Origin of the sequence: Nonomuraea sp. NPDC048901 (genome assembly GCF_040649695.1) — a bacterium.
Lineage (GTDB): Bacteria > Actinomycetota > Actinomycetes > Streptosporangiales > Streptosporangiaceae > Nonomuraea.
Genome location: NZ_JBEZFW010000009.1, coordinates 62750 through 89396, shown reverse-complemented (window position 1 = coordinate 89396; position 26647 = coordinate 62750). Strand labels below are relative to the sequence as shown.

18 protein-coding genes are annotated in these 26647 nt (G+C 66.5%); 7 read left to right on the top strand and 11 right to left on the bottom strand.

What is annotated here, in order from left to right; all coding sequences use genetic code 11:
- Positions 1-134 precede the first annotated feature (134 nt).
- Together AB0C30_RS30210 and AB0C30_RS30205 are read right to left on the bottom strand one after the other, a co-directional pair.
- Positions 135-383, bottom strand: coding sequence for a hypothetical protein (locus AB0C30_RS30210; protein ID WP_357950978.1), 249 nt, complete (start codon positions 381-383; stop codon positions 135-137).
- Positions 384-495: 112 nt separating this feature from the next.
- Positions 496-894: a hypothetical protein gene (locus AB0C30_RS30205; RefSeq protein ID WP_357950976.1), complete on the bottom strand. Its 399-nt coding sequence runs from the start codon at positions 892-894 to the stop codon at positions 496-498.
- A gap of 436 nt (positions 895-1330) precedes the next feature.
- Between AB0C30_RS30205 and AB0C30_RS30200 the strand changes: the two genes are divergently transcribed.
- The 3 genes from AB0C30_RS30200 to AB0C30_RS30190 all read left to right on the top strand — a co-directional run bounded on the left by AB0C30_RS30200 (position 1331) and on the right by AB0C30_RS30190 (position 3795).
- Positions 1331-1465, top strand: coding sequence for a hypothetical protein (locus AB0C30_RS30200; protein WP_357950973.1), 135 nt, complete (start codon positions 1331-1333; stop codon positions 1463-1465).
- 20 nt (positions 1466-1485) lie between these two features.
- Positions 1486-1860 (top strand): PIN domain-containing protein, encoded by a 375-nt coding sequence (locus AB0C30_RS30195; protein WP_357950971.1) that lies wholly within the window; start codon positions 1486-1488, stop codon positions 1858-1860.
- A gap of 651 nt (positions 1861-2511) precedes the next feature.
- Entirely contained in the window at positions 2512-3795 is a 1284-nt protein-coding gene (locus tag AB0C30_RS30190) for an MFS transporter (RefSeq protein ID WP_357950969.1), read from the top strand.
- A gap of 557 nt (positions 3796-4352) precedes the next feature.
- Here the strand turns inward: AB0C30_RS30190 and AB0C30_RS30185 are convergent.
- A complete protein-coding gene (locus AB0C30_RS30185; RefSeq protein ID WP_357950966.1) occupies positions 4353-4925 on the bottom strand; it encodes an ATP-binding protein in 573 nt (190 codons plus the stop codon).
- Positions 4926-5325: 400 nt separating this feature from the next.
- On the opposite strand from AB0C30_RS30185, the gene AB0C30_RS30180 reads away from it, so the two are divergent.
- Complete coding sequence (locus AB0C30_RS30180; RefSeq protein WP_357950963.1) at positions 5326-5703, top strand: hypothetical protein; 378 nt, start codon at positions 5326-5328, stop codon at positions 5701-5703.
- Positions 5704-5740: 37 nt separating this feature from the next.
- Complete coding sequence (locus AB0C30_RS30175; protein WP_357950960.1) at positions 5741-6022, top strand: helix-turn-helix domain-containing protein; 282 nt, start codon at positions 5741-5743, stop codon at positions 6020-6022.
- 424 nt (positions 6023-6446) lie between these two features.
- On the opposite strand, the gene AB0C30_RS30170 is transcribed toward AB0C30_RS30175, so the two are convergent.
- The gene (locus tag AB0C30_RS30170; RefSeq protein ID WP_357950957.1) at positions 6447-13763 is read right to left on the bottom strand and encodes a LamG-like jellyroll fold domain-containing protein; all 7317 of its coding nucleotides are present in this window, start codon (positions 13761-13763) and stop codon (positions 6447-6449) included.
- A 954-nt stretch (positions 13764-14717) separates the two neighbouring features.
- On the opposite strand from AB0C30_RS30170, the gene AB0C30_RS30165 reads away from it, so the two are divergent.
- Positions 14718-16373 carry a hypothetical protein gene (locus tag AB0C30_RS30165; RefSeq protein WP_357950954.1) on the top strand — a complete coding sequence of 552 codons (1656 nt, stop codon included), beginning with the start codon at positions 14718-14720 and terminating at the stop codon, positions 16371-16373.
- Positions 16374-16782: 409 nt separating this feature from the next.
- Here the strand turns inward: AB0C30_RS30165 and AB0C30_RS30160 are convergent, their stop codons facing one another.
- The 5 genes from AB0C30_RS30160 to AB0C30_RS30140 form a co-directional block, all read right to left on the bottom strand.
- Positions 16783-18996, bottom strand: coding sequence for a glycosyltransferase family 39 protein (locus AB0C30_RS30160; protein ID WP_357950951.1), 2214 nt, complete (start codon positions 18994-18996; stop codon positions 16783-16785).
- A gap of 35 nt (positions 18997-19031) precedes the next feature.
- Entirely contained in the window at positions 19032-20201 is a 1170-nt protein-coding gene (locus AB0C30_RS30155; RefSeq protein ID WP_357950948.1) for a bifunctional glycosyltransferase family 2/GtrA family protein, read from the bottom strand.
- Between the two features lie 43 nt (positions 20202-20244).
- Positions 20245-21582 (bottom strand): HAMP domain-containing sensor histidine kinase, encoded by a 1338-nt coding sequence (locus tag AB0C30_RS30150; RefSeq protein ID WP_357950945.1) that lies wholly within the window; start codon positions 21580-21582, stop codon positions 20245-20247.
- A complete protein-coding gene (locus AB0C30_RS30145) occupies positions 21579-22274 on the bottom strand; it encodes a response regulator transcription factor (RefSeq protein WP_225289654.1) in 696 nt (231 codons plus the stop codon). Before AB0C30_RS30145 ends, AB0C30_RS30150 begins: the two co-directional genes overlap by 4 nt.
- A 73-nt stretch (positions 22275-22347) precedes the next feature.
- On the bottom strand, positions 22348-23547 hold the full coding sequence (locus AB0C30_RS30140) for a cytochrome P450 (RefSeq protein WP_357950942.1): 1200 nt from the start codon (positions 23545-23547) through the stop codon (positions 22348-22350).
- An 89-nt stretch (positions 23548-23636) separates the two neighbouring features.
- On the opposite strand from AB0C30_RS30140, the gene AB0C30_RS30135 reads away from it, so the two are divergent.
- Positions 23637-24212 (top strand): helix-turn-helix domain-containing protein, encoded by a 576-nt coding sequence (locus AB0C30_RS30135; RefSeq protein ID WP_357950939.1) that lies wholly within the window; start codon positions 23637-23639, stop codon positions 24210-24212.
- Here AB0C30_RS30135 and AB0C30_RS30130 read toward each other — a convergent pair.
- Both AB0C30_RS30130 and AB0C30_RS30125 read right to left on the bottom strand, forming a co-directional pair.
- Positions 24201-25703: an NAD(P)/FAD-dependent oxidoreductase gene (locus AB0C30_RS30130; RefSeq protein ID WP_357950936.1), complete on the bottom strand. Its 1503-nt coding sequence runs from the start codon at positions 25701-25703 to the stop codon at positions 24201-24203. The genes AB0C30_RS30135 and AB0C30_RS30130 overlap by 12 nt on opposite strands.
- 67 nt (positions 25704-25770) lie before the next feature.
- Positions 25771-26619 (bottom strand): SDR family oxidoreductase, encoded by an 849-nt coding sequence (locus tag AB0C30_RS30125; protein ID WP_357950933.1) that lies wholly within the window; start codon positions 26617-26619, stop codon positions 25771-25773.
- Positions 26620-26647 lie beyond the last annotated feature (28 nt).

Sequence of the window (26647 nt, the reverse complement as noted above, 5' to 3'; positions counted from 1 at the left end):
TTCCACTCAGATCGGTAGAGCGTGGCCGGCAATGAGAACCATTGATCGTACTCACCGTCCACCGCCCCTCCTTGCGCGACATAGACAAGTTCATCGGATTGCCAGATCAAAATATGCCAACCTTGATCCATGTCCTAATAGGGCGACTCAATCGATCCGATTGGAATATCAGCCAGCGACCATTCGCTGATTTCTGCCTTTACATTTCCCCACCACGGAAACCGGACAGTAATATTAAGCCCTGGGGCGAGAAAGCGAATCGATGACTCCACTCCCTCGCCAGTCAGCTCGACAGTGAAGTCCACCGCGAACGGAAATGCCTTAAGATCAAGGTAGCGGAGCTCGTCAAAGCTGTTGACCTGAAGTTCTGTCGCGCCTGCCATGAACATCCTTCACTTTCAGCGCCTCACGGATCAACGATCGTGTAACCGGATCTACGAATTCAACCTGGGCACTGCCGCCATCGCCTCAACGCGATATTCACGCCGCAGGGAATCACTCCAGCGCATGTTCGATGCACAAGATAATATCTTCGAGATCTTCCATTGAATCCCGAGAATAATCTGGGCGGCTTTCCGCAAAGTACAGGATGGCTTCCGAGTCGGTCCGCCAGCCTCCGCGACCAAGCGTCTCCGACAGTTCTCTTGGGATTAGAACCCAGTTGCGATCAGTCTGCTCCAACAGCCAGCCGACCCTTCCGCGGAAGGCGTTTACCGCGAGAGCGAACCGTTCTTCAAGAGGCTCGTCCCCTTGCTTGAACCGCCACACCAGCAACGGCGGACGCGGTTTTCCGTCAAGCGTTGGCCCAACTGCAATTCGCGCCCATTCCACTTCGCCTACCAGACCAAGAAGAGCCATGATTCGCGCTACAGCAGATCGATCATCCGCTTCCATTTTCGGAGCATACCAAGGTTAGCCTCGATTCTTCAGTGGGCTTTGTTCTCTGAGTCTCTCCGCGGTTTGCCCGTAATGTCCCCGATGCGGTTGGGGCGGGCCATCGCGTGACGCTGCGGGGCGCCGGCTTCCACAGGCCCGGTGAGGCTCCTTTCTGGATCGTTGTGGTGGGGACCGGCTCTCAGGTGAGAGCGGGCAGGTCGGTGAGGCGCCGCCAGGTCAGGACGAAGGCTTGTGCCCAGGGCCAGGTCCGGTCGATGCACAGGTAGCGGTGGCGGGCGTGATGACTCAGCCGGGCGGACAGGTGATCGGCGCACGATCGGTCAGCATGGCGCGAGATCCTGGTAGACGGCGGTCCAGATCTATCAGCTTGCACAGCCCACGCCCGAACCTGCTCGCGAAAACGGTAGGAACGTCTTCCTACCGTGCGTGACACGTGACCCAGGGCCGCGCCGCTGCGCGCGAACTGGTGGCGGAGTACGAGAGCGAGCACGGCAAACTCCCCGAGGAGTCGAGGCAGCGCGCCCGCCAGTTCATCATGAAGGCCGGACTGCTGGACGACGAGCCGTGATCGGCGATCGGGTAGTGCGCATGATCGTCTATGACACCGGCACCCTGCTGGCCGCCGAGCGCCGCAACCCGGACTTCCTCGCCCCGCACGACAAGCTCACCGCCGCACACATCCGCCCCATCGTGCCTGTCGTCGTCCTCGCCCAAACCTGGAGAGGCGGACCGCAACACCAGATCTCAAGGGTGCTCAAGGGCTGCGACATTCTCCCCAGCGACCAGCGCACCGGTCGCGCCGCTGGCCTCGCCTGCGGGGCCGCAGGAACCTCCGACGTAGCCGACGCGATCGTCGTCGCCACCGCCGTCCAGCACCAAGCCTCCCTGATCACCAGCGACCCCGACGACCTGACCCACCTCGCCGACTCCATCGGCGTCAAACTCCGCCTCTTCACCATCTGACCGCCACGGCCGGTCAGCACCACGGAGGGCGGTGGAGCGGGCTTTGGCCGGCGCCCTGCCCGGGTTAGGGCTGATCCGCCCAGGGGATCTCGACTTCCTCGCAAGCGACGGACAACATCCGGGAATCGTCCGTCGGTTGACCACGCTGGGCGGATGCGACCGGCGACCGCATCGACTGCGCCCTTCACCATCGACGTCACGCGCGCCTGGCCTCCTCGACGGGCCCAGACGCGATCGGCTTACCGTCCAGGGCGATCTCGCCCGAAAGCGCATTATGAGCGCATGGACTGCTCTTCATTGGCACGGCCATACCAACATGTCCCACGGATGTGAGGAGCGCGGGGGCGACGAAGTCGCCGCCGCCCGCCTGTCAGCGGTCATGTGGAAATCTTGGTAAGCGGACACATCATGCCTGGTAGATGGCCAGGTGCCTCCCGGTAGGCGGACGTAGGCGGTCCAGGTAGGCGGACAGCAATCGGGCACGATGGCGGCCGAGCGCGAGTCGGACTGCGCCAATTTGCGTTGACAGCACGCCGCCGACCTCAGCAGTATCTCGACGAACAGTCGTATGCGATCCAGTGAGAGGGACGGAACGAATCATGCGCGGACTCGTGTGCCCAGAAGCCACCGCCGACCTGCACACGAGGAGCCATGAGCCGTTCGAACCCGCCGACGCCCGCAGGACCTGACGCCTCTCACGAGCACCCGCACCCCGGACCCCGCGTCCTCGCCCGCCGCTTCCTGGTCTGGAACTTCCTGCGGGCAGTGCTACACAACGGCTGGTGGCTCGTCACCAGCCTCTATATGGCTATCGATGCGGGCCTGTCCCCTGCGCAGCTGCTGCTCATCGCCGCCGCGCAGGGGGTGGCGAGCATCCTCTTCGAGGTCCCGGCCGGGGTTGTGGCCGACACCCTCGGCCGCAAGAAGGCGATCGTCGCGTCGCACGTCCTGATGGCCACCGCCATGGCGGTCACCGGCCTGTTCCCCAGCTTCGTCCCGCTGATGCTGGCCCAGATGCTGTGGGGCATCTCCTGGACCTTCACCAGCGGATCGGACATTGCCTGGGCGACCGACGAGATTGACCGGCCCGACCGCATACACCTCCTGATCGCCGCTCAGGCCCGATGGCAGATGATCGGCGCAGGGGCAGGGATCGTCGCGTTCGGCGTCTTCGCGGCCATCGTGGACCGCCCGACAGCCATCGTCTGCGCGGGCGTCCTGATGCTCCTGCTGGGGGCGTGGTTCACCGGGGCCTTCCCCGAGAAGAACTTCGTCCGCGTCCGCAAGGACCACCTCAAGGCCGCCCTCGGTATCGCCCGCCGAGGCGCACACCTGGCGGTCACCGATCGCACCATCCCCATGCTGGTCGTCGTCACCGTCCTGGTGAACGGCGCGGCCGACACGTTCGGCCGGATCTACCCGGTACACCTCGCCGACCTCGGCCTCCCCCCAGGCGCCTCCGGCATGGCCTGGTTCACCGCGATCAACCTGGCCGTCTACGCCACTGCGGCCCTCGCCCTCGCCGCCGCCCAGCGCCGACTCGACTCCGATGGCGGCGCCCGCACCTCCCTGGCCCTTTCCTGTCTTACCGGGCTGGTCAGCCTCGTCCTCCTCGGCTCGGCGTCGAGCCTCCCCCTCGCGGTCGCCGCCGTGATCACCACGAACGGCATCGCCATGCCCCTGGTGCGGACCGTCACCACCATCTGGGTCAACCGTCGCACCACCAGCGACATCCGGGCCACCACCCATTCCTTCCTGGCGCAGGCCGAGTACACCGGCGAAATCCTCTGCGCCGCCGCCCTCGCCGCCCTCGCCGGGACCTTCGGAACCGGCGGCACCATGCTCCTCGCCGCAACACTCTTCGCGGCCGGCGCAGGGGCCGTCGCCCTCAACTGGTCTCGAACGAAAAGCCCGAGCGAGGGAGTGTCGACTTGAAGGCTGATCTTGGCGGCTGGGCGGCGGTAACCGGCAACTGACGACCTGGAAACGCCCGAAACCCGGGGGCTCCTGACCTGGGAACGGTCACCAGCATCTGAAACACCATCGCGTGTCGGCCCGGCACTGTGATTATGTCAACGATCGGGCTGTGATGAGGGCACCGGGAGTCAGGCGCTGCGGACGAGGGCGTAGCCCGCAGGTTCCACCAAGCTGCGCAGAGCTGTGTGCCCGATGCCGGAGACGTGGCGAGGAGGACCTTGCGGCCCTGATCGCCGTGGCCCTACGGCGAGTGCCGAGGTCAGCGATCGTGACGGCCTCAGCTTGAAGCCCTTCGAAGGCCACGAGGTGCTCATTCGATGGCCGTCCGCCGGGACGCGTGGTGCCCGTCTGCCGGAAGGTCGCGTGGCCATGGATCTGGATCGTCATGGCCGTCTACCTGGGGGAACTCGTGTCCGTTCACACCGCCCGTGCCGTTCACCCCTACGGGCCTGGAGAGCACCTCCTACGCCAAGGAGGACGGCAAATACAGGATGGCGGCGTCGGGATCGTACGGTTTACGGTCCCTCGGGCACGTCCTCTTCTGCTACCAGACTCTTACGTAGAGGTTGGTGACGGGAATGCGGTTCCAGACTGCGGCTGAACCAGATGGTCTTCCCCATACCGCAGGGGACCGGTTCGTACTGCCATTCGTCCGTGAGAGCAGCCACGATCGACAGGCCGCGGCCGTGGTCTGAGTCGTGTCGGACCATGAGACATCGAGGTCGTCCAGCACCCTGGTCATAGACGTGCCCGGTCAGCGCCTCGGGGGTTAGGCCCAAGTACAGCCTGATCGGAGGGGCTCCGTGGATCAGCGCGTTGGTGACCAACTCGCTGATGACCAGAGTGATGTCGTCGATCAGGTCGTGCAGATTCCACGAGGTGAGGGTGTCGCGAACCAGATCGCGAGCCTGCCCGATGATGACTGAATCATCAGGCAGGTCCCAGTGCAGGGCCTGCTCGACATGCACAGGGCTCGCCATCAGGCCACTCGGAGACCACGTCGGCGGATGGCAGAGGTACTTGGGCACAGCATCTGACTTGCGGAAAGGCCTACGGAAGCGCTTGAGGAAGCCGAGCGTGAACGCCATGAGCACGTACCGTTCAGTATCAGTGGCTGTGAATGGGTGCGCTGGTAGCCCCCGTCAGGCATGCGGGCACCACGGGGGCATCCGTGTGCCCGACGACGGGGCCTGCCAGCGTCTATGGGCGCGGGTTGGGGGCGAGGTAGGCGGCTCCACGCCATATCTCCCTGCCAGTGGCGGGTGGCAATTCGGCCAAGGGGCGACTACCCAGTTCGTGGTAGCGGGCGGCGAGCCGTTCCGCTGCGGCCTGGACAGTGACGGCGTACGTTCAGAGCGGCGTGGGGCGCTCACAGGCGTTGGGGACGAGCCACCAGAGCCGGGTCCCGTCGGTGTGGACCAGAAGGCCGATGCAGATCGAGATGATGACCTGGTCGCCTCGTAGTGGCAGAGCGAACGCAGGGATGTTGTGCTGCCGAGCAAGGGTCTGGATGAGCTCGCCCAGGCCATCCAGGTCAAACGCCGCCGCACCGACCACAAGACCGGCAAGACCATCATCGTGACCATCTACGCCGTCACCAGCCTCCCACCGGGACGGATCACACACGCACAGCTCGCCGGGCTGATCCGCGGACACTGGAGCATCGAAGCCCTGCACCACATTCGCGACGTCACCTACCGCGACGACACCTCCAAAATCCGCACCGGCACCGCACCCCGAATCATGGCCACCCTCCGCAACCTGGCCATCGGCCTGGCTCGCCTCATCGGCTGGACCAACATCGCCGCCGCCACCGACCACTACCGCAGCCACCCCGCCGACGAACCCCAGCTACACACAGCTTGAATGCGTAGTGTCTTAGCGTCGTCACGGATCGCTTCGGGTGCGGTACGACCGTGGGCTGCGGTATGGGCAGAGGGGTGAGTACACGCCCGCTGAGCAGGAGCGGCGGGAGCGTGTACGGCTGCAGGCGGCCGAGTGGTTCGAGGCCGGAGAATCGACCAGGGCGGTGGCCGCCTGGTTACGGATGCACGGGCGGCCGGTGACGCACTGGCGTAAGGCCTGGCGGGAGGGCGGCGCTGAGGCGTTGCGGTCCAAGGGGCCGGTCTCGGCGGAGAGCTTGTCGGCGGGGCAGTGGGAGGGGTTGGATGCCGAGTTGCGGTAAGTCTACGGTAAACAGAGCGCGATTACACCAGAACTCCTTGAATGCACTCTCCATCTGCTTCAACGCTACAGAGGAAACAAACTCGAGACGTCAGGCGGTCAACCAAACATACATAATTCTGACAATCGCCAACACACAGCCAGCACACCCAGAAACAAGAGCCCATTTTTTCCAGATAATTACACTTGCCCCACCCGAGAAAATCACTGCAAGTATGGCCATCACAGTAGCCCCAAGAATGTTGCCCAAAGATGGAGGATTAGTCGCCCCAACATCAACCGCGTCATAGGTGCGGGCATCCACGGCGAAACTCAGCCATAGACAGAGAGCAGCCATTGCATAGCAGATGCCACCGACTATAGTCCTAAATATCCGCATGAAACAAAATCCTTCTCCGATGAATCAGAGCGCAAGCCCTTCCCCTTCACGGGGCGAGCAGTTTGCCAACTTCTATGCGACTTGCCATAACCCAGTAACCGTACCGCTGGCCATTATGGACATATCCTGGATTGTAAACGTTTGCGATATTTGTCCATGCCTGCGTCCATTGTGCATCGGTGACCGGCTCCTTCTTCCCCTGCATATAGCTATCGCGATAGGCGGCGATATGTTTTGCGGCAATAAAGATTGAGAGGACCGGATCGGCGAGAGCATCGAGAACTAGTCGAGCCTGTACGGCCTTCAGCTTGTTCGGATCGTACCCGAGCGCCACTGCGGCCACCCTGATCGATACATTCATCGCACCGAGACTCGTATCTAACCACCTCCCTCCCTTGATAATCGTATTGGGGGCCGCAGCCCGAATCTCTTCTGCGATTTTCTCCAATGTTTCCCATTTTTTGCCGACTTCGATTAGCGCGATGCCACCGAGGACGATAGCAGGGATGGCATAAAAAGCAGCCGCCCCCTTGATGACCTCTCTGTAGTGGCGCACCCAACCTCTCTTGAAGTTGTTTAGCTTGTCCCAGTTCTCCTTGAGTTGCCAGGCGGCCCAGTCACTGAAACCCCATTCCGGCGCACCCTGGTTATATTTCTCATACTTCCTTGCGGCATCCTTGAGCATCTTATGCGCGGGAGACATGTAGCATGATGCCGACTGCGCTTTGGACTCTCCAAACTTACATGGATTCCGAGGAATGCCCTTCCCGCCGGCCATCGTGCCGGCGTTCATCATCAAGGCGCCGATCCATGCGGCCAGAAGCTGCTTATCGTCGAACGCCGGACTGTAGGCCGCCATAAAGGCATTCTGCACCGCAGCGCTAGCTTTCCAGAACTGAGACTCTATGTCTTTCGGCACCGCCCTGCCGTTGGGCATGACCCTATATCCGAGTCTCTTGATTTCCTCGTCCGAGGCCAGTGGGAGATGCTCGTAGTCGTATCCAGGGGAGGTGACGTATTCGTTCCACCATTGCTGGTGAACAAAGGTCTCGGAACAGATATTTCCGGCACAGATATAGCCTCCGCCGCTGACACAATTACTGGCCCATGCACACATGTCACCGATCTCGTAGTTGTCCCGGACGGGACCATAAGGTGTGCCTGCGACTCCTGAGACCGGCAACCCGACGTAGGAGGGGGTATCCGAGATTGAGCCGAAGCCGCTGGTCGTGACGGAAGCATGGCCGGTGGGGTCGGTGCCGGTGAGGGGGGAGGCGTTGGCGTAGGTGTAGCGGTTGGCCTGCACGGAGGGGTTCGGCGTGAGAGTAGCGGTGTCGCGGCTGGTGAAGTTGCCGGTGCCGGGCTGGTACCAGCGGGCGTGCATGTTGACCTTGCCGGTGTCCGGGTCGGTGTATTCGCCCTGGTAGCCGAGGGTGGTCTTGACGCCGGTCTGGGCGGTGACGGTGCCGAACGGGTCGTAGGCGGTAGTGGTGGCCAGGGCGGTGGTGCTGTAGGTAGCGACCAGGTCGCCGTGCAGGTCACTCAGCGTGGCCAGGGCGGGGTTGGTGCCCTCTTGCTGGCCGAGCAGCGTGCCTCCTGCGTCACGGCCGTATTTGGCCTGGATGGCGCCGCTGCTGTCGGTGAGGGCGGCCAGGTCGTTGCTGAGTCCGGCATAGGCGAAATTCTGCTTGACCGCCCCTTTGATGCGCGAGCTGATGCGGTCGAGGGCGTCGTAGCTGTACAGCGAGTCGCCGTCGGCGATGAGGCGGTCGAAGGCGTCGAAGGTGTAGTTGGTGGTGGCGCCGGCTTTGGTTTCCGTGGCCAGGGTGCCGCGCGGGGTGTAGGTGTAGTCGGTGCCGTCGCCTGAGGTGAGGCGGTTGCGTTCGTCGTAGGTGTAGGTCTTGGCACCGGCCTTGGTGCGGTTTCCAGACTTGTCCCACTCGTACGCGGTGGTGGCGCCGCCGGGGGCGGTCCAGGACGTTAAGCGTCCGGCCTGGTCGTAGCCGTAGGTGTTGGTGCCCGCTCCGGCCAATCCTGCGGTGGTCTTGGTGGTGAGGTTGTCGTCCTTGTCCCAGCCGTAGGTGATCTTGGCGAGCTGGGTGCCGCTGGCGGCGCCCTTGCGCAGGGTCTGGGTTTCCAGCCGGTCGGCGTAGTCGTAGGTGAAGACCTGAGTGTCGACGGTGGTGGTACCGGTCTTTGCCGTCAGCGAAGCAAGGTTGTTGGCGGCGTCGTAGCCGTAGGTGAGTTTGCGGCCGGTGACCGGATCGCTGGCGGTTTCGGCGCGGTTGTTGGCATCCCAGGTGAAGGTGGCGGTACCAGCGGCGTCCACGCGCTGGGTGGGATTGCCCAGGCCGTCGTAGGCGTAGCCGGTCAGCTGGGTCGTGCCACGCTTGATCGATAGGGGCAGGGTGCGGTCGTTGTAGTCGACGGTCAAATCACCGATGGTGGTGGGGCGGTCGGCCAGGTCGTAGCCGAAGGTGCGCTCCGCAGTAGCGGCACCGCCGCCCGCACCGCTCTCCTTGGTGAGCCGTCCGAGGTGGTCGAAGGTGCGGTCGATACGCACCCCGCCGGGCTGGATGACCACATTGGGGTTGCCGGCCGCGTCATAGCCGGTGGTCCAGGTACGGTCGGCCGGGTCCGGGTGGGCGATGGTGGCTGGCTCGGTCACCGTTTCGGCCAGGGCGAGGCTGTTGTATGTGGTCCAGGTGGCGTTGCCGCGGCCGTCGGTGAGCCGGGTGCGGGCGCCGGTGGCGTCGTAGCCGAAGCTGGTGGTGATCGAGTCAGTGGCGGAGATCGGCTCGATCAGTGAGGTGGCGCGGTTGAGCGCGTCGAAGGTCTGCCTGGTGGTATGGCCTTCGCCGGAGGTAACGCTGGTCTGATTGCCAGCCGGGTCGTAGCCAGCGCTGGTGGTGCGCCGAACCGTCGTACCTTCCAGTTCCTTGGTGCCGATTTGACGGCCGGCCAGGTCGTACTCGACGGTGGTGGAGTTGCCTCGGTCGTCGGCGGTCTTGATCAAGCGGCCGGCCAGGTCGTAACCCATCGTGGTGGTGGTCGCCGTGGCCGTGCCCTTCGCGGCGATCTGCGTCACCACCTCACCAGCCGCGTTCGGCGTGTAGTCGATGGTCTTGTTGCCCGGGGCGACCGTCTTAATAAGGAAGTCGGCCTGGTTGTAGAACAGGTTGGTGATGTAGGCGGCCGTGGCTGGCTTGCGCTCGATCTGTGTCTGGGTGATCTGACGGCCTAGGCCGTCGTAGGTGGCCTCAGTCCGGGCGCCAGTCGGGTCGACGGTCGCCTTCTTCGCGCCGTCCATGTAGTACTCGATGATCGACCGGCCTGGGGTCTGGCCGTCCGGGGCGGGGTCGGTGATGCGGACCTGGCGGCCTAGCTTGTCGTACTCGAAGGTGGTGACGTAGCCGCGCGGGTCTGTGGTGGTGATCAGCTGACCGGCTGTGTCGTAGGTGTTGCTGGTGGTGGGGGTGACGGCGGTGCCGCCGGGCGGGGTGTAGCTGGGGGCGCTCTGGCTGGTCAGTCGCCCGGCCTTGTCGAAGACCGAGGTGACCGTACGGCCCTCGGCGTCGGTCTCGTGGGTCTTGACGCCGAGCGTGTCGTAGCCGAAGTGGGCGGTGGGGTGCACATCGCTGGACGTGCCGGCCTTGTCCACCTTCACCTGCGGGCCGCTCACCTCGATCAGCCGACCGAGCGCGTCGTAGCGCATGGTGGAGGTGAAGTCCGCCGCATTCGCGCCGGTCACGTTGCCGCGCGGGTCGGTGCTGGCGACGGCCAGGCCGCGATCGTCGTAAGTCGTGGTGGAGACCAGGTCCTGGTCGCCATTCTCCACGGTGGTCTTGGTGACCTGGTTGACCTTGTTGTAGGCGTACTCGGTGACCTCTGCGCGGGTGGAGCCGGCGCCGGTGCGGGTGGTCTCGAGCACGTTGCCGTTGGCGTCGTAGACGAAGGCCGTCTTGCGGGCCAGGCTAGTGGGATCGAAGGTCTGTGAGGTCAGTCGGCCGGCGGCATCATAGACAGAGTTGGTGGTGATCGACTTATCCCCGCCACTGACCAGTTTGATCTGATTGCCTGCCGCGTCGTAGGTGTGATTCTCCAGCACCACATCGCTGGTGGTGGTCGTGGAGTCGTTCAGCAGGGCGCCTACGGCTGTCTTCTTCTCCAGCAGGTTGTCCTTGAAGTAGCTGTAGAAGGTCGTGCGGCGCATCGCGTCCGTCTGAGTCTCAAGGCGACCGCCTGGGTCATAGGTGAACGACTCCAGTACCTCGTCCTTGGCCGGTTGCGGATTGACCGGGCTGCCGGTCCAGCCCTTCAACGTGCGTGAGGTGAGTAGGCCGCGCGCGTCGTAGCCGTACTCCACTAACGCGCCGCGGGCGTCGGTGATCGTCGCCAGCTGGCCGATAGCGTTCCAGGTTTGCCGAACGACGCCGCCCTCGGGGTCGGTGGTCGTCTCCAGTTTGCCGTGAGTGTCGTAGGTGTAGCCGATGACACGCTCGGCATCTCCGCCAGTCAGGTCGGTGAGGGTGTCACTGAGCTTGTTGCCGTCCGGATCATAGGCGAACGTGGCGCGCTTGGTGTGCGTGACCCCGGAGACCTCGTTCTTCACTCCTGGATCGGTCTGCGTCAAGGGACGGCCCACCCCATCGTAGGTAAAGGTGGTCTTCACGCCGTCCGGGTACGCCTGCGAGACCTCGAACTTCTCCCGTACGCGCCCGAGCCCGTCATATGCCAGCTTGACCAGCAGGCCCTCAGGATTGGTCTGCTCGGCCAAGTCACCAGCTGCGGTGTAACGGTAAGTCCACGTGTAGCCTCTGGCATCGATCTGCGAAGCGACCAGGCCCGCGGGAGTGGTCCCACCACCGATCGCCGCCTCAGTCCCGTCGGTAAAGCTCATGCCGATCGAACGGCCATTGGGGAAATCGGATGTCGCGGGGGAAGTCTGCTTCGTTGACTCCCCGTACTGGTTGTATTCCCAGGTGGTGACGTAGGTATTGTCCGTGGAACTAGACGATCGGGCATCCCGATTAGTCAGCACACGGTCGTTACGCGGGTCGAACTCGTCATTCTTGTTCAGGTAGTACGTGGCATAGGCGATCTGGCAGTCGACCGTGCTGGTACGGCAGGTCTTGCCGCTGATCGGGTTTCCCCGCTCATCATTGGCCAGCGTGGTGACGTTATCATTGGGGTCGATCACCTGTGCCAGGAAACCACCAGTGTCGTAGTCGTAGCTGGTCTCTCCGCCGACCTGATCGGTTACCGAGACCAGCCGGCCGCCACGCCAAACGCTGTGCACACTTGTGATCTTCTTGCCATTCGGGTCGGTCACCTCAATGGTGGACGTTCCCTCAGCGGAATCGATGACCGGCTCACCAATCTGCCACGTGCCGCCATGCTGATCGGTGTGGGTCTTGATCCTGTCCGTCGCCGCATCGTAGGTGTTATCCGCCCACACCCGGCCGGACGGCAAGGTGACCTTCGTCAGCTTGTTGGGCGCTTCCAGACGGGCCGCGTAATGCGACTGGATCTCCGCCTCCGTCAATGGCCGGTCATAGATCGCCGCCTCATCCAGTTGGCCACGGAAGCCAGTGCTTGCGACAGGCCAGCGGAAGCCGAGCTGCCCGCCGGCGAACTGTGCCACAGGCTGCCAGGCCTCATCCCGCACGGACTGCAGCACGCCCACGGACTGTCCGTCCAGGTACAGCCGATCGGTTCCGTTTTCAGCTGTCAACACCACGTGGTGCCATTGTCCGTTGGTGACCGTGGCTGAGCTGGTGATCGGTGTGTACCAGTCGTCCACGTCGAGACCATGCGCTCGAAATTGCGCACGCAGCTTGCCATCGGTGCCGACATAGATCGCCGAAGACGAACTCCCCATCTCACCAGCGGAGAAGACCACGCCGGGTTGAGTGGTCTTGAACCACACCTCCACCGAAGCCTGTCCCGCCAGCCGCCCGACCACATTGGGCCGAAGCTGGATGCCGCCAGTCGCCAAACCGCCAAACGTGAACCCGACCGAGGCGTCAGCAGTGCCGGCCAGCGCACCCGGCTGCCGCAGCGTGGGATCGTTATAGGTCGCCGGACCCGCACCCCATCCGAGATTGGCCGCGTCGGTACCCGTGGCCTCGTTCAAGCGCCAATATCCGTACGGATCCGAATCCAGCACTCGCGGCCGGTACGCCGACCCGCTGCCGTATCCGTACTGGGTACAGTTCGGCGCCGCCACCGGCGAGCAGGAGGCCGTCAAACGATCACCGTCGTACTGATATGACCACGTCAACGCCGCGCCATCAACGGGGTCAGTTGACACGGTGGTGACGTGGTTCCCCGTCCAGCCGAACCGCAACGACCGGCCCCCTGTAGCGGTCGCTGAAGCCAGCTTGCCGTCGGTTCCGTATGCCAGATCCTGCGTACGACCGCGACCGTCACGCACCTTCAGCAACCGTCCAGCAGCATCGAACACATACGAAGTCGAGGACTGATCCATCAACCGCCAGCCGCCACCGGTCTGCGCGGCAAGCGCGGCATGCATGCCCGGCGGAGACTGGAAAGTGCCGTCCCCGTTGGCCGCGAAACGCAGAATCTGGCCATTAGGCCAGGTGACCAGAAGCGCTCCCGTTTCTTGGACGATCCTCATGTCCCATCGCGTCGACCACCCGGCGCCGAACATCCCATCCACGCGTGCATCCAGCGTGTTGTAGGTGCGTACGACCGACAGCGGCGGGCTGGCCGTCGCGACCGACGCGTCGGCGAACGTGGTCGTGTAGTTGCCATCCAGTTGGTGGAACTCCTGGCCGTTCACGCCCCGCGCCGCCAGTTGAGAACCCACCACCGGCTGCTTCACGCCGGTGGTGAACGTGTTCACCTCCGACTCGGTCTCCACCAGCGTGCCGCGATCCGTGGCCGTGACCTGCCAGTAATACTGCTTGCCCCATGCCAGCTTGCCCGCGGGCACCCTCCAGGTGTTGACATCGCTCAACACCGCGGACGAGGAACACCCCGCCAGCATCGAGGCGTCACGGCACACCTTGAAGGAATAGTCGATGCCGTTATCGCTGGTCGCATAGACGACCAGCAACGGCGTCCTGGTCCCGACCAGCGCAAAATCCAGCGGAAACATGTCCTCGATCAGCGGAGCACAGCACGCGGCGTCCAAACGCTCGGCACGAGCCACCCCACCAGGTAACGCCCGCTCATCGGTATCTTCCGCCGCCTGTTCCGCAGGCCGACGTTCAAGCGGCAACGCCCCCTTGGGCCGCTCCCCCGTTGTGGCCCGGACAGGACCCGTCGCCGATGTCGCGTCAGGCTCCACCAGCGTCGGCAGCAGACCCGCCCCACCAGTCAGCTGCTTGGGTGTCATGGGCATTCCCTGCGTCTGCTCCGCCTCACTTGCCACTTGCGCCTGCGCAGATAGGGGAAGGACCGCCAGCGTCGCAACAGGCATGCTCACCACAAGGGCGGCCACCGCACACGAACGAGCCCAAGCCAGCAATCGGCGCATACGCCGTCACACTCCGAACCACGCGGGGCGCCGCACAGCGCCGGACGAAGCCCCAGCTCACCTGACATGAGCCCGAAGGCCCCCGCCCGTGTGGTTCGGAGCAAGATTGCCAAACGGGCAAAGCGTAAGCTGCGTATAAAACCGACACAAGATCGATTTTTGTGATCAAGAGTCACGGAATGCGACTTACCGCACGATCAGGCGTGCATAAGGACATGTATGCGCATGCAGGGCCAAGGAGTAACAGATCGCACCGCTTCGCTGGACAGGGAGGGTGTTCGGGACCGGCCAATTGCAAGTTCAGGCCGATGAGCCGCCTATCCAAGACCCGTGTTCGGACACCGGCTGAACCGCCACGACTTTGATGGAGTCCTCGGCGCAGATGTGGGTGGGGAGGTTGTCCAAGACGATCGTGCGACCCGGCCGGAGCCCTTGCCGGACACGCTCACGAGCGGAATCTGTCCGCACCGCGCTCGGCGACCTGCTCCCAATATGCGGCCAGATCTCCTTCACCCAGGCAGTGATGGCTTCGTCATCGCATTCGGCAGCGCGGTGCGCGGGCACCTGGGGCTCGCGGGGTGTAGTCGATACGGAACAGCTCCTTGATCAGAGCGGTGACGCGGGCCAGATGTGCGCATAGTCACGGTTTGACGTCACTTACCAAGCTTGCGACCTGCTGCGATCACCGCAGGTGACCACCTTCTGGACGGTGATCATCGATGACTACTGATCGTAGATTTTGACCAGAGGTGTACTGGTGTGGCTTGATCAGGGCGCTTCATCTCTTCCTCATTCCTCACAGCGGAGATCCACGTGCGTCTCTTATCCACGGAACGTCGCAGACCCGCCGCATTATGGCCGGCCGCCCTCGGCGGCGTTCTGACCCTGACGGCCGGCCTCCTCATCGCTCTGGCACCCACCGCCTCGGCCGAGGACTCCATGACCGACCTCCACGTTCTCTCCAACAACAGTGACCTGGTCGTCGGAGGCGACAAGGTCGCCGTCGCCGCCAGCGATCGCATCGTCGTCGCGGACACCACCGGCAAGATCGAGGGCACCGTGACCGGCCTGTCCGGTGCCTTCAGCCTGGCCATCACGCCCGACGGCGCCCGCCTCTACGCGGCGCTGTACCGCTCGAACGAGGTGGCCGAGATCAACACCGCCACATTGGAAATCACCCGGCGGATCGACCTCGCCGACTACCCGTGTCCGGGGAGCCTGGCGCTCACCGGTGAGCGGTTGTGGGTCGGATACTACGGCTGCGGCAATGGAGGATACGGCGTCGTCGGCCTCGACCTGTCGGTGGCGAAGCCGGAGCCGGAGCCGTTCGACACCTCTCTCCTCAAGTCGGCCCCGGTAGTCGCGGCGGCCGGGAACACGCTGGTGGTCGGCGAAGGAGGGAACTATCCGACCGATCTGTTCGTCTATGACATCAGCGGCGCAGCTCCTGTCCTGCGCGGCGAGATCGACGGGCACGCCAACGACAACGCCCGGCTGATGGACGTCACCGTCACCCCGGACGGCTCTCACGTCATCTCGGCGTTCGCCCTCCCCTACTCGTTCGACGTGTGGGACGCCACCACCTTGGCGAAGGTAGGCGGCTATGACGGGCCCGCGTGGGCGACGGCGGTCGCTATCAGTCCAGACAGTGCCTACGTCGCGGGCGGGCGCGACAACGGCCAGGGGGTAGCGTCGATGACGCTGTACGACGCGGCCTCAGGGGCGAACCTTCACACCGAGAACACCACCGTGGGTGAGGTGGTCAACGGGAGCGTCGCGTTCTCTGGCCGGGACGTCTTCAGCCTGGTGAAGTCGCGCACGGACCAGCTCTACCTGTGGCGGCTGCACGACATGACCTTGCCGCGCTCGACGCTGACGCTGACGGCGGCACCCGGCGGGACGGCGCATGAACCGCTCACCATGACAGGACAGCTGGCGTTCGCCGACGGGACGGCCCCGGGCGCGCAGCCCCTCGCCGTGACCCGCACTCTGCCCGACGGAACCAGCGCGGAACTGCCCGGGGTGACGACCGCGGCGGACGGGACCTTCTCCATCACGGACGCACCACCGGTCGGAGGGCGGATCGCCTACACCGTGCTCTGGAAGGGCGACGGGGAAGTCCGGTGGAGCAAGGCCTCGGCCACCACTGCGGTCAGGTATGGGACCACGCTGACGCTGACGGGGCCGACGAGCGGGGTCGCCGGCAACACCATGGTGTTCAGCGGAGTGCTGCGGTTCGAGGGCGTCGCGTTGCCGAGTAGCGCCCGTGTCACCGTCCAGCGCACTCTCACCGCCGACGGCAGCGGCCTGCGTCTGTGGTCGGCGAGGGTCAGCAGCGACGGGTCGTACATCTTCGTCGACACGCCGGAGGCGGGTGAATACACCTACACCGTGCTGTGGCCCGGCGACAGCAGGACCGGACCGGCACAGACCAGTCAGGCCGTCACGGTCGACGAACCGAGCAGGTGACCAACGGTGCTGCCCGGCCCTGCCGCCGCCGGGCAGCACCTTTCGAGGATCTTGCCCTGACGCGGTGAGCGCGTCAGGGTGCGGCCGTCATCTCAGCACCGCGGGTGCAAGGCCAGCGGCTTGACCCGCGGCGCATTCACGATCTCCCGACGCTCATGAACGACAGGCTGGCCATAGGACCTGGAATCAGGGAATCGAGTAGCTCCCACTCAGCATCGGACAGATCGGTCGGGTACGGACGCCGAGGAACCATCGCATGCCTCCAAGCTCACGCCCCCGACATCTGTCAGCATGACTCGCCCGACCCTTTTCAGACACCCTCTGCTTCGGCCCTTGGAAGCCCTCTCCACTTCCTCTAGGCCCGCCCCGGGGCGCCGCGCCGCTACGGATCACAGCGCCCTTAGACGGATCACGAGGAGCAGTGGTACAGGCCGTCCTGGCCGGTTACGGCCTTGCAGTTGGCCTGGACCCACGTGGTCACCTCGCTGTTGCCCCTGCCGGGGCCACCCCGGTCGCCGTCACCGGCCAGCACAAAGCGGAGCTTGCCGGATGCCACCAGCTCCTTGAGGCGGGTGACGGTCATGGCGGGGTCGCTGCCGGTGAAGCCGCCCATGGCCATGACCGGCTTGCCCGTGGACAGGATGATCGACGACGCCTGCATGGCGCTGCTCACGGCCACAAGCCACTCAGCCTTGCCCTGGTTGGCCTCCAGATAGGAGATCATCGAGCTGCTGACGCCCCCGCCGAAACCGCCCATTCGCCCGAACCGACCGTCCGCACCCTGCCCGTCCTGCCTGTCCTGGACCCGGCCGTACTGGCCGTCCTGGGCCTGGCCGTCCTGGCCGTTCGGTGGGGTCATCGGAGGCTGACCGTTCTGGCCGGGGCGCATCATGCCGCGGAAGCCGCCGCCCGGCCCGAAGGCTGCGCCGCCCGACGGTCCTGCCGTCGGGTTCGAGCCGTTGACCTGCGACTGGAGCGGCGTTACCGCGTACGCGGCCGGACCGGCCAACCCGGCGATCACTGCCGCTGCCAGCCCGATCGCGACCAGTCGGACCGCGACCTCGCGACGGAACGTGGCCAAGACCAGCCCCACCACCGCCACAACGGTCGCAGCAAGCACTACCCAGGCCAGCCATGGCAGGAAGTCGGGTGTACGGCGCAGCACCATGAACGACCAGGCGCCCGTGACGGCGATGCCCGAAGGCAGGACCCACGCCCATGCCCGCGAGTGTCGGTACGCGTCCCACATGGCCAGTCCGCCGAAAGCGGTGATGGCGGCTACGGCGGGCGCCATGGCGGTCGTGTAGTACGGGTGGAAGGTACCGCTGGCGAAGCTGAACACCATGAAGTGAACGACGAGCCACCCACCCCAGACCAGCCATGCGGCGAGGCTTGCCCCGAGCTGATCGGCGGCCCCTGAAGTGCCAGCGGCTATGGACGGGCCAGTGGCCTCGGGCGCGGTGCCGACCTTGGGCGCGATTCCAGCCTCGGACGCGACGCCAACCTTGGACGCGGTGCCAACCTCGGGCGTGACCAGGCCGACCCAAGGCGTGGTCGCCTCAGGCTTGGCGGCGGTGCTCGTGTCCGTGTCGGCCCAATGCGGCGCGGTGAGCTTGGCGCGCCGCCACCGGGCGGTCAGCGCGAACACCAGGGCCAGCCCGCAGAACGGCAGCAGCCACGAGATCTGACCCGCCATCGTCTCGTTGAACAGCCGGTCCGCCCCCGCCGCCCCGCCGAACGAGGCGCCACCGCCACCACCACCGGGACCGCCACCGCTCTGACCGAAGACACGGCCCAGACCGTTGTAGCCGATGACCAGGTCCCAGACAGTGTTGTCGGTCGAGCCGCCGATGTACGGACGGGAGTCGGCAGGCCACAGGTCGACGATCACCATCCACCAGGCGCTCGACGCCACCATCACGGCGCCCGCCGCCAGCAGATGCCCGACACGCTTGACCCACGAAACCCGCGCACACAGCAGGTACGCCAGCGCGAGCGCGGGCACGACCACGTACGCCTGGAGCATCTTGACGTTGAACGCCAGCCCCACGAACAGCGAGCACACCAGCAGCGACCCCAGCCGCCCGGTGCGCAGCGACTCCAGGCAGAACCAGGCGGCCAGGACGAGCAGCAGCACCAGGATCGTGTCGGGGTTGTTGTCGCGGTTGATCGCCACGGTGATCGGGGTGAGGGTCATGACCACGGCCGCGATCAGGCCCGCCACGTGTGCCTGCCGTACCTCCGAGTGGGCAGACACGACGATGGGGTAGGCCCGTCTGACGGCGGAGAAGACCAGGCCGACGGAGGCCACGCCGGCCAGCGCCTGTGGGATCAGCATGCTCCAGGTCGAGAAGCCGAAGATCCGTGCTGACAGGCCCATCACCCACAGGGCCAGCGGCGGCTTGTCTACCGTGATGTACGAGCTGGAGTCGATCGCGCCGAAGAAGAACGCCTTCCAGCTCTTGGTGCCCGACAGGATGGCGGCCGAGTAGTACTCGTTGGCGTTGCCGCTCAGTGCCCAGGTGTAGAGGACGAGGGCGACTGCCAGGACGGCCCAGAGCGCGGGCCGGGACCAGCGGGGGTCCTCCGGGGCGCCGCGCCAGATCCGGGCTGGACGGGACATGCGACGGTGACTCGGACGGTCGAGGGCAGCCGTGGTCATGACGTGCTCCGGCGAGGGTTGAAGACCCAGACGCGCAGCAGCAGGAAGCGGACCAACGTGGCCAGCGCGTTGGCCACGACGACCGCCACCAGCTCCACCCCATGCGAGACCCCGTCCGGCAGCAGCGCCAGCACCCCGCTGGTCAGCGCCAGCCCCACGAGGAACGCGATCAGCCCCTCGAACTGGTGCCGCATGGCCCCCGCCGACCCCGTCACCCCGAACGTGAAGCGCCGGTTGGCGGCGGTGTTGGCCACGGCCGTCACCAGCAGCGCGATCGCGTTGGCCGCCAGTACCGGGATCGCCTGCCGCAGCCCCGAGAACAGCAGCAGGTACGCCAGCGTGCTCACCACGCCCACGACCGCGAACCTGGGCAGCTGCGCCGCCATCCCGCGCGGCAGCCGCGCCTGCGACACGCGGGCGGGCACCGGAATGCGGGCCGCGCCCGACAGCGTCTTGCGGGCCACCCTGACCAGGCCGCGCAGGTCGTCCATGGCGGTCTGGAAGACGTCCACCCGGCTGTCGGGGTCGTCGACCCAGTCGACGGGCACCTCATGGATGCGCAGCCCGTGCCGCTCGGCCAGCAGCAGCAGTTCGGTGTCGAAGAACCACTGCTCGTCCTCGACGGCGGGCAGCAGCGCCTGCGCGATCTCGGTGCGTACGGCCTTGAAGCCGCACTGCGCGTCGGAGAACTTCGCGCCCATGACCGAGTGGAGCAGCAGGTTGTACGAGCGGGAGATGAGCTCGCGCTTCGGCCCGCGCACCACCCGCGACGTCCTGGCCAGCCGGGTGCCGATGGCCAGGTCGCTGTGGCCCGACAGCAGCGGGGCCACCAGCGGCAGGAACGCGTCCAGGTCGGTGGACAGGTCGACGTCCATATAACTGACGACGTCCGCGTCGCTGTCCGACCACACCTGGCGCAGCGCCCGCCCGCGTCCCTTGCCGTCCAGGTGTACGGCCCGCACGTGCGGGAGTTCGGCGGCCAGCTCTATGGCCAGTTGCCAGGTGCTGTCCGTGCTGGCGTTGTCGGCGATCGTGATGCGGTAGTCGTAGGGGAAGGTGCCTGAGAGGTAGGCGTGCAGCCGGCCGATGCTGTCGCGCAGGGCCCGCTGCTCGTTGTAGACCGGGACGACCACCTCGACCAGCCGGGTCTTGACTGTTGTGTGCATGACCCAGATCCCATCGTGGGGGTCTTTAACGGGAATTAGCCGATTATGAGTGAGGGGTGAGATTCCCGGGCAGTTCGACGATCGCGATCGCGCCGCCGCCGGGGGCGTTCTCCAGACGTACCTTTCCGCCCGCCTCGGCCACGGCCTGCGCGACGATCGCCAGGCCGAGCCCGGAGCCGGGCAGGCCGCGCGCGGCCGGGGAGCGCCAGAAGCGCTCGAAGACGTGCGGCAGGTCCTCTTCGGGGATGCCGGGTCCGTGATCGCGTACGGTCAGCTCGCCCTGCCGCAGGGTCACCTGGACCTCGCCGTCCGGGCTGAACTTGGCGGCGTTGTCGATGAGGTTGAGTACGGCACGTTCCAAGGAGGCGGCGTTGCCGACGACGTACCAGGGCAGGAGGTCGATCGTGACGTCGGCGCCGCGCAGCCTGGCCCGTTCGACGGCGGCGGTGACCACCTGGTGCAGGCCCAGTTCGACGTGCGGTTCGTGGTCGGTGTCGCCTCTGGCCAGCTGGAGCAGGTCGCCGACGAGCGCGGTGAGCTCGGCGAACTGGGCCTTCACGTTGATCAGCAGGCGTTCCTTGGCACCGGGGTCGAGGCTGCGGCCCGTCTGCTCGCTGCGCAGCAGCAGGTCGATGTTGGTACGCAAGGTGGTCAGCGGGGTGCGTAGCTCGTGCCCGGCGTCGGCGACCAGTTGCTGCTGGCGCTCGCGTGACCCGGCCAGAGCGGTGATCATGCCGTTGAACGCCAGGCTCAGCCGGGCGATCTCGTCGCCGCCCTTGACCGGAATGCGGGTGTCGAGGTCCTCTGTCTGGGCGATGTGCTCAACAGCCCTGGTGAGCCGGCCGACGGGCGCCAGAGCCGTACGGGAGATGGCCAGGCCCGCCCATCCGGCACCGAGCACGCCCAGAGCGGCGACGGCGGCCAGCGCGAACGCGGTGTTGCGCAACGTGTCCTGAAGGTGGAAAAGCGGCCTGGCCTCCAGGACGGCCACACCTGGCGCGAAGTTCACCGTCACGACGCGCACCGGCATGCCGTCCTTGGTGACGCCGTAGCGGTAGATCGGCCGGCCGGGGTGGGGGATGGCCGGCTTGTCCTCCTCGGTCACCACGATCGGCGAGCCCAGCGAGCAGGTAGTGCCGTCCCCGTACAGCAACGTCACCAGGCCGGCGGCGTATTCGGCGGGGGTTCCCTCCGCCGAGCAATGGTCCCTCAGCCATCTCTGGTCCTTCCCGGACTCGGGGTCCATGATCGTCTGGTCGAGCTGGCGGACCATCTGCTCGCGCACGATGAGCCAGGACAGACCAGCGCAGGCCGCGATGGCCAGCGCCACGGCGACCGTGACGAGGAGGGTGAGCCGGGAGCGCAGGCTGTAGCGCCTCACGGCGCGGCCCGGAGGGTGTAGCCGACGCCGCGGACGGTGTGGATCACCCGCGGCTCGCCGCCGGCCTCGGTCTTGCGGCGCAGGTACATCACGTACACGTCGAGCGAGTTCGACGTCGGCTCGAAGTCGAACCCCCACACCTCGCCCAGGATCTGCTCACGGGTCAGCACCTGGCGCGGGTGCGTCAGGAACAGCTCCATCAGCAGATATTCGGTCCTGGTCAGGTCCAGCCGCCGCTCGCCCCTGGTGACCTCGCGGGTGTCGGGGTCCATGCGCAGGTCACCGTAGGTCAGCGTGACCTCCGGGACGGCCGAGTTGAGCGCGCCCCGCCGCAGCAGGGCGCGGACCCTGGCCAGCAGTTCGTCCAGCTCGAACGGCTTGACCAGGTAGTCGTCGGCGCCCGCGTCGAGCCCGGAGACCCGGTCGCCGACCGCGTCGCGCGCGGTCAGCATGAGGACGGGGATGTGGTTGCCCGTGGCCCTGAGCCGGCGGCAGGCGGTCAGCCCGTCGAGGCGCGGCATCATGACGTCGAGCAGCACCGCGTCGTACGTCTCGCGCGCCACCTGGTCCAGCGCGGCCTGCCCGTCGTTGGCGGTGACGACCTTGTAGCCCTCGAACTCCAGGCTCGACTGCAGCGCCTCGCGCAACGCGGGCTCGTCGTCCACCACCAGCAACCGTGCGGGCTCACTCATAATCTTTACGCTAAGGCCCCATCATGAGAACGCCATGAACGGTTCCGAGGCTGTTTCATGAGTGCTATAGCAGCTACCACGTGACGGGCATGGCGTTCGCCCCGAAGATGACCTGACTGTACTTGAACGACACCTCCTCCTCGTCCACCGCGAGACGCAGCGACGGGATCCGCTCGAACAGCGTCCGGTAGGCGATCTCCAGCTCGGCCCTGGCCAGGTTCTGGCCGAGGCACTGGTGCACGCCGTAGCCGAAGGCGACGTGGTGGCGGGCGCCGCGGTCGATGTCGAAGTCGTCCGGCCGCTCGAAGGCCCGCTCGTCCCTGTTCGCCGAGGCGCCGAGCACGAAGATGCCCTCGCCCTTCCTGACGAGCTGCCCGCCGATCTCCTGGTCCTCGATGGCCACCCGGTCGAAGGCCACCCAGTCGACGATCGACAGGTAGCGCAGCAGTTCCTCGATCGCCATCGGCCACAGTCCCGGGTCCTCGCGCAGCCTGGCCAGCTGGGCGGGGTGGCGCAGCAGGGTGAGGACGCCGAGCGGGATCATGTTGGCGGTGGTCTCGTGGCCGGCGATGAGCAGCAGCGAGATCATGCCGACGATCTCGTCGTGGCTCACCTGTCCCGCCGAGATCAGCCGCCCGAGCAGGTCGTCCTTGGGCTGCTTCTCGGCCTCGGTGACGAGGTCGTCGAGGTAGCTCTTGATCTCCACGATCGCGGCGAAGCTCGCCTGCGGGTCGTCGCTCGACACCATCATGCGGGTACGCGACTGGAAGAACTCGTGGTCGCTGTACGGCACGCCGAGCAGCTGGCAGATGACCAGCGACGGCAGCGCCAGCCCGAAGTCGGCGACCAGCTCGGCCTCCGGGCCCTTGGCGAGCATGTCGTCGATGAGCAGGTCGGCGGTCCGCTGGATGCCGGGCCGCATCTCCTTGACCCGCCTGACGGTGAACTCGGGGATGAGCAGCCGCCTGAATCGGCCGTGCTCGGGCGGGTCCATGTCGATGAACTGGCCGACCCTGAACCGTTCCATGAACTCGCGCTGCTCCTGGGTGGGCTCCTCCGTGGTGAAGGCGTTGTTCGGATGGCCGGGGGTGGCCGGGCTGGTGCTGATGCCCTGGCCGTTCAGCACCTGCCTGGCTTCGGCGTACCTGGTGACCAGCCAGACGTCGCCGTTGGGCAGCGACGTCCGTACGAGCGGCGCCTCCTCGCGCATCCGCTCGTACTCGGGCGGCGGCGCGTACGGGCACGTGCGCGGGACAGGGAAGGAGGGGGTCATAGTCTTGCTCCCTACGAAGCCGGAATCGCATTGCTTACTTACGCGAAAGTAAGCAATGATGGGCCCGGCCGTCAAGCGAACGGAGTGGAATGGCAGGGCGGCGGACCGATACACGTGAGCGGATCCAGCGGGTCGCGATGGAGCTGTTCGCCGAGCGGGGCTACGACAAGACCACGTTGCAGGAGGTCGCGGAGCGGCTGGAGATCACCCGGCCGGCGTTGTACTACCACTTCCGGACGAAAGAGGAGATTCTCGCCAGCATCGCCGACGGGTTCATCGCCTCGCTCGACGAGCTCGCGGAGTGGGCCCGTACGCAGCAGCCGGACACGTTCGAGGCCCGGCAGGAGATCCTGCGGCGCATCTCCGAACTGCTGGAGGACAAGTGGCGGCCACTGATGCGCTTCGCGCAAATGAACCAGGGGGCGTTCGCCCAGTCGTCGGTGGGCGACCGGATGCAGGAGCGCATCGTCACGCTGGTGTCGGTGCTGAGCAGGCCCGGGGCCGACGCGATCACGCAGTTCGAGGCGCGGCTGGCGGTGTTCGCGCTGATCCTGGGCGGGGTGCCGGAGCTGTTCGGCATGGACCTGCCGCCGTCCGAGCTGGCCGCCGCCGCCATGACCGTGGCGGTCCGGCTGGTCTCAGACCACGAGTCCTCAGGTCAGTAGGGCCATCGCCGCGTTGTGGCCGCCGATGCCGCTGACGCCGCCGCCCCGCCGGGCGCCCGCGCCGCACAGCAGAATCCGCTCGTGCCCCGTCTCCACTCCCCAGCCGCCTTCCTCCGCGTACGGCCAGCTCAGGTCCCGGTGGAAGATGTGCCCGCCGGGCAGGCCCGCCTCGTTCTCCAGGTCCACCGGTGACTTGGCCTCGACGCAGGGCGTGCCGTCAGGGGCCCGCAGGAGGCAGCTCTCGATGGGCTCGGCCAGCACGCTGTCGATGGAGGCCAGGGTGGCCTTGAGCGCCTCGTCCCGCGCCTTGTCCGGATTCTCGCGGAACAGCCGGGCGGGCATGTGCAGCCCGAACAGCGTCAGCGTCTCCGCCCGGCCGCGCAGCTCGGGGCCGAGGATCGACGGGTCGGTCAGCGAGTGGCAGTAGACCTCGGCGGGCGGCAGGTCCGGGATCCGGCCCGACACCGCCTGCGCGTGGGCCCGGGCCAGCTGGTCGCGGCTCTCGTTGATGTGGAACGTACCGCTGAAGGCCGCGCGCGGGTCCACCGAGTCGTCCTTGAGCCGCGGCAGCCTGCTCAGCACCATGTTGACCTTCAGCTGGGCGCCCTCGGGCACCTCCGGTGTCGCGCCGAGCAGCCGGTCGAGCACGGCCGGCGGCAGGTTGGCCAGCACGTGCCGTCCGGTGACCGTGTGCTCACCGTCGTCCGCGCGGAACGCCACCTCACCCGATGGGGAGATCCCGATGATCTCCGCACCGGTCCTGATCTCGGCGCCCGCCTGCCTGGCGGCCGCTTCGAGCGCTCCTGACACCGCGCCCATCCCGCCGACAGGCACGTTCCAGTCGCCCGTCCCGTCGCCGATCACGTGATAGAGGAAGCACCGGTTGGCCAGCAGGTCCGCGGCGGGGTCGGCGAACGTCCCGATCAGCGCGTCGGTCAGCACCACGCCGCGTACGGTGTCGTCACCGAACCGCTCGTCCACCGTCTGCCCGATCGGCCGCTGGAACAGCTCCCGCCACGCCTCGGCGCCCACCAAGCGCTCGATCTCGGCGGGGGTACGCAGGGGTTCGAGCAACGTGGGCGCCAGGGCCCGGGCCACCTCGGCGGTCAGCCCGTAGAACTCCCGCCACGCCCGGTGGTCGGCGTCGCCTCCGGTGACGGCCCTGAACGAGGCGGCGGTCGCGCCTTCGTCGCCGTCGTCCACGAGCAGGCCGGTGGCGCCGTGGGGCGTGTAGGAGGAGTAGCGGCGCCGGCGCAGGTCTAGACGGAGCCCCAGGTCGCGGACGATCTCCGTGGGGAGGAGGCTGACCAGGTAGGAGTAGCGCGACAGCCGTACGTCCACGCCAGGGAAGGGCCGCGCGGAGATCGCCAGGCCGCCCACGTACCCGAGCCGCTCCAGCACCAGCACCCGCCGCCCCGCCCGCGCCAGGTAGGCGGCCGCCACCAGTCCGTTGTGCCCGCCACCCGCGACAACGACGTCATAGGACCCCATACCGGCACCATACCTAGTGATCGCTCTCGTAGAGTCCGGGGCATGACGAGCGAGCACCCGGCCCGCTTCAGCGGAGGGGACGGACGACGTCGGCCAGCGGGGTGGCGGGGTGGCCGGTCAGGCGAGCGATGGCGTCGCTGACACCGTCCATCTCGCCGTTGGCGATGGCGGTGTAGGTGGAGACCCAGGCGTCGAGTTGCCAGTCCGGGGCTCCGTAGGAGGCGCGGGACCGGTAGGCCTCTTCCACGCCCTCAGGGTGGTAGGTGATGGCGCGCCCCGTGGTCCGCGACAGGATCGCGGCGACTTCGGCGAGCGTGAGCGATTCTGGTCCGGTCAGGTCGTAGGTGGCTCCGGCGTGCTCGGGAGCGTGGAGCAGTACGCCGGTGGCGGCGTCGGCGATGTCGTCCTGCGCGACGACCGCGGCTCGCCCCTGCCCGCCGGGACCGCGGATGACGCCGTCGTCGCCGACCAGGGCCGGCGTGAAGTCGGCGTAGAGGTTGTCGCGCAGGAAGGTGAAGGCCAGGCCGCTGGCGCGGATGTGCTGTTCGGTGGCCCAGTGGTCGCGGGCCAGCGTGAACGTGGCGTCGGGGGCGGCGCCGTAGAAGGAGATGTACACCAGGTGGTCGACTCCGGCCTCGGCGGCGGCGTCGACGAAGGTGCGGTGCTGCTGGAGGCGGTCGGGGGTTTCCGAGGCCGACACCATCAGGACCCGATCGACGCCGTCCAGGGCCCGCAGGACGGCGTCACGGTCACCGAAACCGCCGCGGACCGCGGTGGCGCCGGTCAGCTGAGGGGCGCGGTCCAGGTCGCGTACCACCATGGTCTGCGGGATACCGGCGGCGGCGAGCCGCCGGACAACGCGCCCGCCGAGGCGGCCGGTGGCGCCGGTCACGGCGATCCTCGCTTGGCTGATCATGGATGCCCTTTCCTGTCGAGGGCTCTCT

Bases quoted from the DNA above. Each gene is read 5' to 3' on its own strand.
- AB0C30_RS30170 (WP_357950957.1), bottom strand. From the start codon at position 13,763: ATGACACCCAAGCAGCTGACTGGTGGGGCGGGTCTGCTGCCGACGCTG.
- AB0C30_RS30185 (WP_357950966.1), bottom strand. From the start codon at position 4,925: ATGGCGTTCACGCTCGGCTTCCTCAAGCGCTTCCGTAGGCCTTTCCGC.
- AB0C30_RS30195 (WP_357950971.1), top strand. From the start codon at position 1,486: ATGATCGTCTATGACACCGGCACCCTGCTGGCCGCCGAGCGCCGCAAC.
- AB0C30_RS30145 (WP_225289654.1), bottom strand. From the start codon at position 22,274: ATGAGTGAGCCCGCACGGTTGCTGGTGGTGGACGACGAGCCCGCGTTG.
- AB0C30_RS30155 (WP_357950948.1), bottom strand. From the start codon at position 20,201: ATGCACACAACAGTCAAGACCCGGCTGGTCGAGGTGGTCGTCCCGGTC.
- AB0C30_RS30205 (WP_357950976.1), bottom strand. From the start codon at position 894: ATGGAAGCGGATGATCGATCTGCTGTAGCGCGAATCATGGCTCTTCTT.
- AB0C30_RS30190 (WP_357950969.1), top strand. From the start codon at position 2,512: ATGAGCCGTTCGAACCCGCCGACGCCCGCAGGACCTGACGCCTCTCAC.
- AB0C30_RS30125 (WP_357950933.1), bottom strand. From the start codon at position 26,619: ATGATCAGCCAAGCGAGGATCGCCGTGACCGGCGCCACCGGCCGCCTC.
- AB0C30_RS30210 (WP_357950978.1), bottom strand. From the start codon at position 383: ATGGCAGGCGCGACAGAACTTCAGGTCAACAGCTTTGACGAGCTCCGC.
- AB0C30_RS30140 (WP_357950942.1), bottom strand. From the start codon at position 23,547: ATGACCCCCTCCTTCCCTGTCCCGCGCACGTGCCCGTACGCGCCGCCG.
- AB0C30_RS30135 (WP_357950939.1), top strand. From the start codon at position 23,637: ATGGCAGGGCGGCGGACCGATACACGTGAGCGGATCCAGCGGGTCGCG.
- AB0C30_RS30130 (WP_357950936.1), bottom strand. From the start codon at position 25,703: ATGGGGTCCTATGACGTCGTTGTCGCGGGTGGCGGGCACAACGGACTG.
- AB0C30_RS30160 (WP_357950951.1), bottom strand. From the start codon at position 18,996: ATGTCCCGTCCAGCCCGGATCTGGCGCGGCGCCCCGGAGGACCCCCGC.